Origin of the sequence: Mesorhizobium sp. ES1-6, assembly GCF_020164775.1 — a bacterium.
Lineage (GTDB): Bacteria > Pseudomonadota > Alphaproteobacteria > Rhizobiales > Rhizobiaceae > Mesorhizobium.
On the sequence record NZ_JAIUGU010000012.1, the window covers coordinates 189994 to 196196 of the forward strand.

The window sequence follows — 6203 nt, forward strand, 5'->3', positions numbered from 1 at the left end:
GTGCGGGCCTCTGCTATCCGCGGCAGGTATGATACATGGTCGGCAGACGGGGGCACAAGTTGCCGATCTTGGGCCGCTGCGTGTACGTTTCACGCAGCTAAAGTCACGAGCTTTCGGAGCGAACGGTCTCCACTGAGAGCGACCCGGCCGGAAGCGGCCGCAAAAGTTCGGCCTCCGGCTTCGACAGATTGATCCAGGCAGACCAATTCTCAGGCTGAAGGACTACGACCTGTCGATTGTGATATGGCGCGACATCCGGCCCGGGATCGGTCGTGAGCATGGTGAAAGTCGGCGGCTTGTTGCCGACAGCTTCACGCCAAAGCCCCGCGATCGCCAAGAACGGAGAGCCGTTGAGCGTGAAGCGATGTTTCGCCTTCGGATATTTCGTACCTGTGAATTCGAAGAAAGCGGATGCAGGTACAAGACAGCGCTTGCTGTTGCCGAACTGCCGGCCTTCGGAACGGAAATTGAACACAGGCCCTCCCTTTGGTCCGGTGGGCGGAAATCCGAACGTCATCGAAGCAAGCTCGATGGCGTCCCCGGCGCTGCGCATTATGGGCGCCGGATCATTGATACGAACGTCGTCTGCCTGAGGCAGATCAAGTTCGGTCTGGTGGCTTGGAATGTCGAGCGCGAGCGAGGCCATCATCCGGCAATATTCAGCCCACGCGATATGCTGTTCGTAGTCGTTGCACATGGACTGCTCCGGACTTGGCCGATCTCTTCACGCTAGAGCATGCACGGCGGGATGGAAAGCGGGCCGCACACACCCCTGCCCGTCCGGTTGAGCCAGAAATAGCTTTCTTGCACGCAGACCGGGATCGCAGTGAGCCGTCGGGCGTTGAGAGTCGCTGCCTAGCCTACGGAAAGTTCAATGACTCGCATCGCAACCTTCAACGTTAACGGCGTCAACGGCCGCCTGCCCGTGCTGCTCAAATGGCTGGGTGAAACCCAGTACGACATCGTCTGCCTTCAAGAGCTCAAGACGTCTGACGAGAAGTTCCCCGCCGACGCGATCAGGGGCGCCGGTTACGGCGCAATCTGGCACGGCCAGAAATCGTACAACGGGGTCGCTATCCTCGCTCGGGGGGCAGAACCAATAGAACGTCGGCGCGGGCTTCCCGGCGATCCAGACGACACGCACAGCCGCTACATCGAGGCCGAGGTGAATGGGCTCGTTGTGGGTTGCCTCTATCTTCCTAACGGCAACCCGGCGCCAGGTCCGAAATTCGACTACAAGCTCCGGTGGTTCGATCGCCTCGTAAGCTATGGCAATTTGTTGCTTGGAGACGGCGCCATGAGCATCCTCTGCGGCGACTATAACGTCGTTCCGACCGAAATCGACGCCGTCGCGCCCGAACGATGGCTGGGGGACGCGGTGTACTTTCCGGAGAGCCGGCAAGCCTACGCCGAAATGCTCGCGAATGGTTGGGTCGATGCAGTTCGCCGCGTACACGCCGAGAAGGGCATTTACACCTACTGGAACTTCTCATACCGGGGCGGCTACGATCGAAGCTCCGGCCTCCGAATGGACCATCTGCTTGTGAGCCCTTCCCTTTCGGACAAACTCCGCAATGCGGGCGTGGACGTCGAATTGCGCGGGTGGGAGAAGCCAAGCGACCATGCGCCAGCTTGGATTGAACTCGATTGACCGCCATTAAGGAACCCCGCAGCGGCAGCGACGGTATCGCGAAAAGCCGCTTCCTCATTGGCCCCCAAGTTGTATCCGTGGTTAGCGAGATCCCACTCGAAAAATCCTCCGCACCTAGCCGTCGACAAGCAACCATTGCATTCCATCCGACATGTACCCCTCGACGCTGTGAACGCAGGTCTGAGAGCCGGCCTCCTGCCCCCCCGGCAAGAAATGCCTGTTGGGCGTCACAGCCGTGATCGCGACTGTGCCTTGAACCCATGCATCTGGATGCGCTTTTGACGCACCATTCCTGCTGTGGCGCGCCGGCCCTCCAGCCAAGAGATCACTTCAGCTCTGACGACCAAGGAAAATTCACATACTCGTCGCGGCTGTCATAACAGATATTTCCGTACATCTTCAGGTAGTCACTACGGCGTTCTGGATCGGCGTAAACCGAAGCAGGATCCAGCAAATCGGCATCGTACTGATCGAGGTTGGCGCTTGTCAGTGCAATAGGCAGTATATCCATTGCCTGGGGGATGCTTTTGCCGTCGAGCCAATCGGCCGCAAACTGTCCCATGGCATACCCGAAGACCGGTGATGATAAGGCGATGCTCGCCTTGTAGGGGCTATCGGCTTTTCTGATTTCCGAAACAGCCTCTGGCTCACCATCAATTCCGCCGAGAAATTGATCGGGCCTGTCTTTGCCGACGGCGCGCAATGCTTCTAGCGCTCCCAGCACGACGGCATCGCCGCCCAGCACCACGTCGACATCGGGATTCGCAACGAGGATCGTTTGCATCGTCGCAAACCCTCCTTCCTTATTGACCGGCTTTGGTGCGATGTCGGCCACGATCGTAACGCCAGGAAGTGCATTCAGGCCATCGCGCATCGCTGTGAAGCGTGGGGCCAGGAACTCCATAGTGTCCTGGGTCAGCAGAACCACCTTGGCCTTCCCGCCGAGTTTGGTCTTGATATGCTCGATCGCCGCGTCCGCTAGCACCTTGCCTGTGCGATATTGCGGAGCATTGAGCAGCAACGTCGCGGGTGGAGGCACGATCGTACCGACAAACGCTCCCGACCAGATCGCCTGCTGAAGCGAGGGGCCGAAAGCCACCGGATCCGAAGACGTGCCCACGATGGCGCCAACCTTCGCCGCGACGAGTGACTGGACTTGGGCTATGGCCTTGCCGACGTCATTTTCAGCCAGAACTCGTCGATACTCCAAGCCGCGATTTACCGCCGCCAAGGACAAGCCGTGATCGACCCCCTGCAAAAAGTCTCGGTCGTTTTCCTGTACATACGCCAAAGCCTTCTTCAGGCCGACCGGGGCACTGCATGAAGGTGCATTCGGATCAAAGACCGGAAATACCACCGGCCTGGTGATGCCGAGGGCACCTTCCTGGGCCCGCGCGCAAGCAAGCCCGGCCACAAGGGAGATGAGCAGCAGAGCTATCGCTTGACCGAGCGGGCGGGCAGTCTTCCTCGTCAGACCAAACACCGTTTCTCCTCTCGTCAGCGCGCATCCGCTTGACGCTAACTACCGTGTCGCCAAGCTGTCTACAAAACCGCGGTAGCACGCCGTGGTTTTGTCGAAAACACCAAATGAGCCGCCGTCCCCGGCTGGAGATTGCGATACTCGATCTTGCCGCCAAGGCTGACGCTCATGGCATTGATGATCCTGCTGCCTACCCCTGTTCCTCTGGCGGGCACGCCCTCGGCCTTCCCGATACCGGCGTCCTCGATCACCAGCTCCGCTTGCTCGCCCGGCAATTGGGTGAGGCGTACGCGAATGTCTCCCGCTCCATCGGGGTAGGCGTACTTGAATGCGTTTGTAACGAGTTCAGTGACCACCACCCCAAGGTTGATGCAGGCGTCTGTCTCGAGCTTGATCGGATCTACCTCATAGGAGAGCCTTACACCATGTACCTGGCTTCGAAGCGATGTTCGCAGGTGGTCGAGCAGCCCAGCCGCGTATTCGTCAAGGGCAACGGAGCGAACATCGGAAGAACTGTAGAGCCTCCTGTGCACCAGCGAGATCGCGAAGATGCGGTCCTGAGTTTCGGCCAGTGCATCTTTCGACGCATTGTCCCCGACCGCTTTTGACTGAAGGTTCACAAGCGATGAGACCAGTGCCAGACTGTTGGCAACCCTGTGGTTGACTTCCGACAACAGCACCTCCGCCCGGTCGCGCGCCTTTGCGAGGTCTTCAGTTCGGATCGTGACACGTTGTTCCAGGTCGCTGTTGAGAGCATTGACCTCGTCGCGTGTCTTGCGAAGTTCTCTGGTGTAGCGAGCGGCTCCATAAGCTGCCCCGGCAACGACGGCGACGATGACAAGCCCCCCGATTGCAGAAACAAGCCGCAGCCATCCGGTGTTGGCACGCTGCTCGGCGACACCGGAGGTCAGTCGGTCATCCGCTCGCCCGATAATCCCCGAGAAGAACACATTGGCTTCGTCCGTCAGCGCCTTGCCTCGGTTCGTTCGAAACGATGCCTCGATCTCTGCATCGCGCTGGTCGCGCTTGAGTGCTATCGTCTGATCGAATTCCCCGAACTTCGCCGCAACGATCGCCGTGAGCCGTTGCAGTGTCGATTGGGAATCGGGATAGGAAGTCAGCAAGCTCTGCAGCGCAAGCAGGTGGCGCTGCGCTTGGGCTTTGGCGGTCTGATACGGCCCCAAATAGATCTCATTGCCGGTGATCACGAAGCCGCGTTCGGACGCCTCCGCCGTCTGCAACGCATTTCTCAATTCGACCGCCGCGACCCGGGTGTCACGTGCCGCGATTGCGTTGTCGAAGTAGGATTGCGCTCTCTGGCCAAGCCAGAAGTTTGTGGCCACGATAGCCATAAGCGCAATGAACCCTATCAGCAGGGATGCGGAAGTGAATCGCACAACGTTACGGCGGGGAATTGACATCAGCACATTCCTGCCCGATTTCGCCTCTGTGCGCTATCGTGTAGTGACGGCTGAGGCGCTCGGAAAGCGATACCCTCCCGGGCGACCTGTTTTCATCGACCGGAAAGCTGCGGTCACAGGACGTCAGGTCGGGCCAGGGGCGCAAACCAAGTTGCTGAGATTTGAAGCGATTTGCGCCATCTGGTCACAGCGGAGCAAGGATCTCGCCGCCAGTAAGGGTTGGCGCGTCCGCACCGCGTGTTCATATCCATTGCTGCAAAGCCAAGTTCGAGTCTCCCCTTAGGCGGCTTATAACCAGTCCTGGCGACTGCAAAAACGTGTCTTTGTGGGACCGCACCCGGATCGGCATTGAGTGGACCCCCTTGGCAACATCCTAGGATTTGGAGCACACTGGATCGGGCAAGACGCCCAATGGGAGCGAAGCACATGCCTAAAGTTTCGGAGCTTTTCTTCAAAACAGCGATAGTGTTTCTTATTCTGGGCATCCTGGCGGGCCTGCAGATGGCGATCTCGGGCGATCATGGTGCGTTCCCCGCACACGCACACATCAATCTGCTGGGGTGGGTCACAAGCGCAATCTTCGGCGGGTACTACGCCCTCAACCCCGTCAAGGCGGCGCGCCGGATCGCCATGATCCATTACGGCCTGTACACGCTGGGGATCGTCATTATGCTGCCGGCCTTGTACCTGATGTTGCAGGGCGGGAGGACAGAATTCGAACCAATCGTCGCCGGCGGCTCCCTTATCGTCGCTGCCGCTGTCCTGGTTTTTGCTGTCGTGGTGTTCTCGGCACAGACGGTACGCTCGGCCTCTGGGCTGTCGCCGGCCCCGCGGTGAACGGGCAAGGTGGAGCTTCCGCCCGACTTTAGCAGGCCGGACGCAAGTGGCCGATCGGGGACTATCAGAGGTGGGAATTGCAGATGCCATCAAGGAACTGGGCCGTGAACTCATGCCGAGCCGCGGCCCACCTTCCCAGGGGACTATCCATAAGGATTAATTGTGTCGTTGCCGGTAGCCGGCGAAGGTAAGCATGCCAGTGATGGTCCCCGGCCCGACTGCCAAATAAGCCCCAAATGATCTCCGGCAGTCGGGCCACAGCCCATCCCAACGGAGCTCATACAATGTCGCTACATCGCTTCAGTCATCCAGTTCACGTGTTCGTGGGGCTGGGCTTTCCCCATCCGGTGACCTCCGTTCAAGAAGCCGTTGAGGTCCTCGATGAGTGGGCCGGCATACGCAGCCCCATCTATGAGGCGGCAGCCGCCCTTTGCCGGTCCGCGCTTGCCGACAAACGAGACATCGAGGCGGCGTGCGCTACCTTTGAGGCGTACGCTCGAGCCCACGGAATTCAAGCACCGGATCCAATTGAAGTTGCGGTCGCAGGCGCGGCGGATGCTTGGATGACAGCTTACGACGGGCGTTCTGAATCTTTCGCTGACGATGATCGGATCGAGGCGAAGGGCAATCCCGGCAAGCCTGAGTTTTAGCTGAAAACGACGCATTTTCGCTCCGCTTGATCGGTCGCTGATCTGGAACTGAATGAAGGCGAAATATCCGCTCTCCCCGCGGGTGGACAGGGCTGTCCGGGGAAAATTATACATATTGGAAGCCCATCTGATTTGGGGAGGTCCACTGGGTTCGGCGGCTTGGA

General features: G+C 59.3%; 6 protein-coding genes. 3 read left to right on the plus strand and 3 right to left on the minus strand.

Annotation, left to right across the window (positions count from 1 at the left end; all coding sequences use genetic code 11):
• Positions 1-103: 103 nt before the first annotated feature.
• The gene (locus tag LB564_RS25430) at positions 104-697 is read right to left on the minus strand and encodes an SOS response-associated peptidase (RefSeq protein ID WP_140709670.1); all 594 of its coding nucleotides are present in this window, start codon (positions 695-697) and stop codon (positions 104-106) included.
• Between the two features lie 177 nt (positions 698-874).
• Here LB564_RS25430 and xth point away from each other — a divergent pair, with 177 nt between their 5' ends.
• The gene (gene xth, locus LB564_RS25435; protein ID WP_140709672.1) at positions 875-1651 is read left to right on the plus strand and encodes an exodeoxyribonuclease III; all 777 of its coding nucleotides are present in this window, start codon (positions 875-877) and stop codon (positions 1649-1651) included.
• 325 nt (positions 1652-1976) lie between these two features.
• Here the strand turns inward: xth and LB564_RS25440 are convergent, their stop codons facing one another.
• A complete protein-coding gene (locus LB564_RS25440) occupies positions 1977-3134 on the minus strand; it encodes a sugar ABC transporter substrate-binding protein (protein ID WP_224541818.1) in 1158 nt (385 codons plus the stop codon).
• Positions 3135-3193: 59 nt separating this feature from the next.
• The gene (locus tag LB564_RS25445; RefSeq protein ID WP_224541821.1) at positions 3194-4552 is read right to left on the minus strand and encodes a sensor histidine kinase; all 1359 of its coding nucleotides are present in this window, start codon (positions 4550-4552) and stop codon (positions 3194-3196) included.
• Between the two features lie 426 nt (positions 4553-4978).
• Between LB564_RS25445 and LB564_RS25450 the strand changes: the two genes are divergently transcribed.
• Together LB564_RS25450 and LB564_RS31785 are read left to right on the plus strand one after the other, a co-directional pair.
• Positions 4979-5389, plus strand: coding sequence for a cbb3-type cytochrome c oxidase subunit I (locus tag LB564_RS25450; RefSeq protein WP_140709674.1), 411 nt, complete (start codon positions 4979-4981; stop codon positions 5387-5389).
• Between the two features lie 284 nt (positions 5390-5673).
• Positions 5674-6039, plus strand: coding sequence for a DUF982 domain-containing protein (locus LB564_RS31785; RefSeq protein ID WP_181173843.1), 366 nt, complete (start codon positions 5674-5676; stop codon positions 6037-6039).
• Positions 6040-6203: the final 164 nt, after the last annotated feature.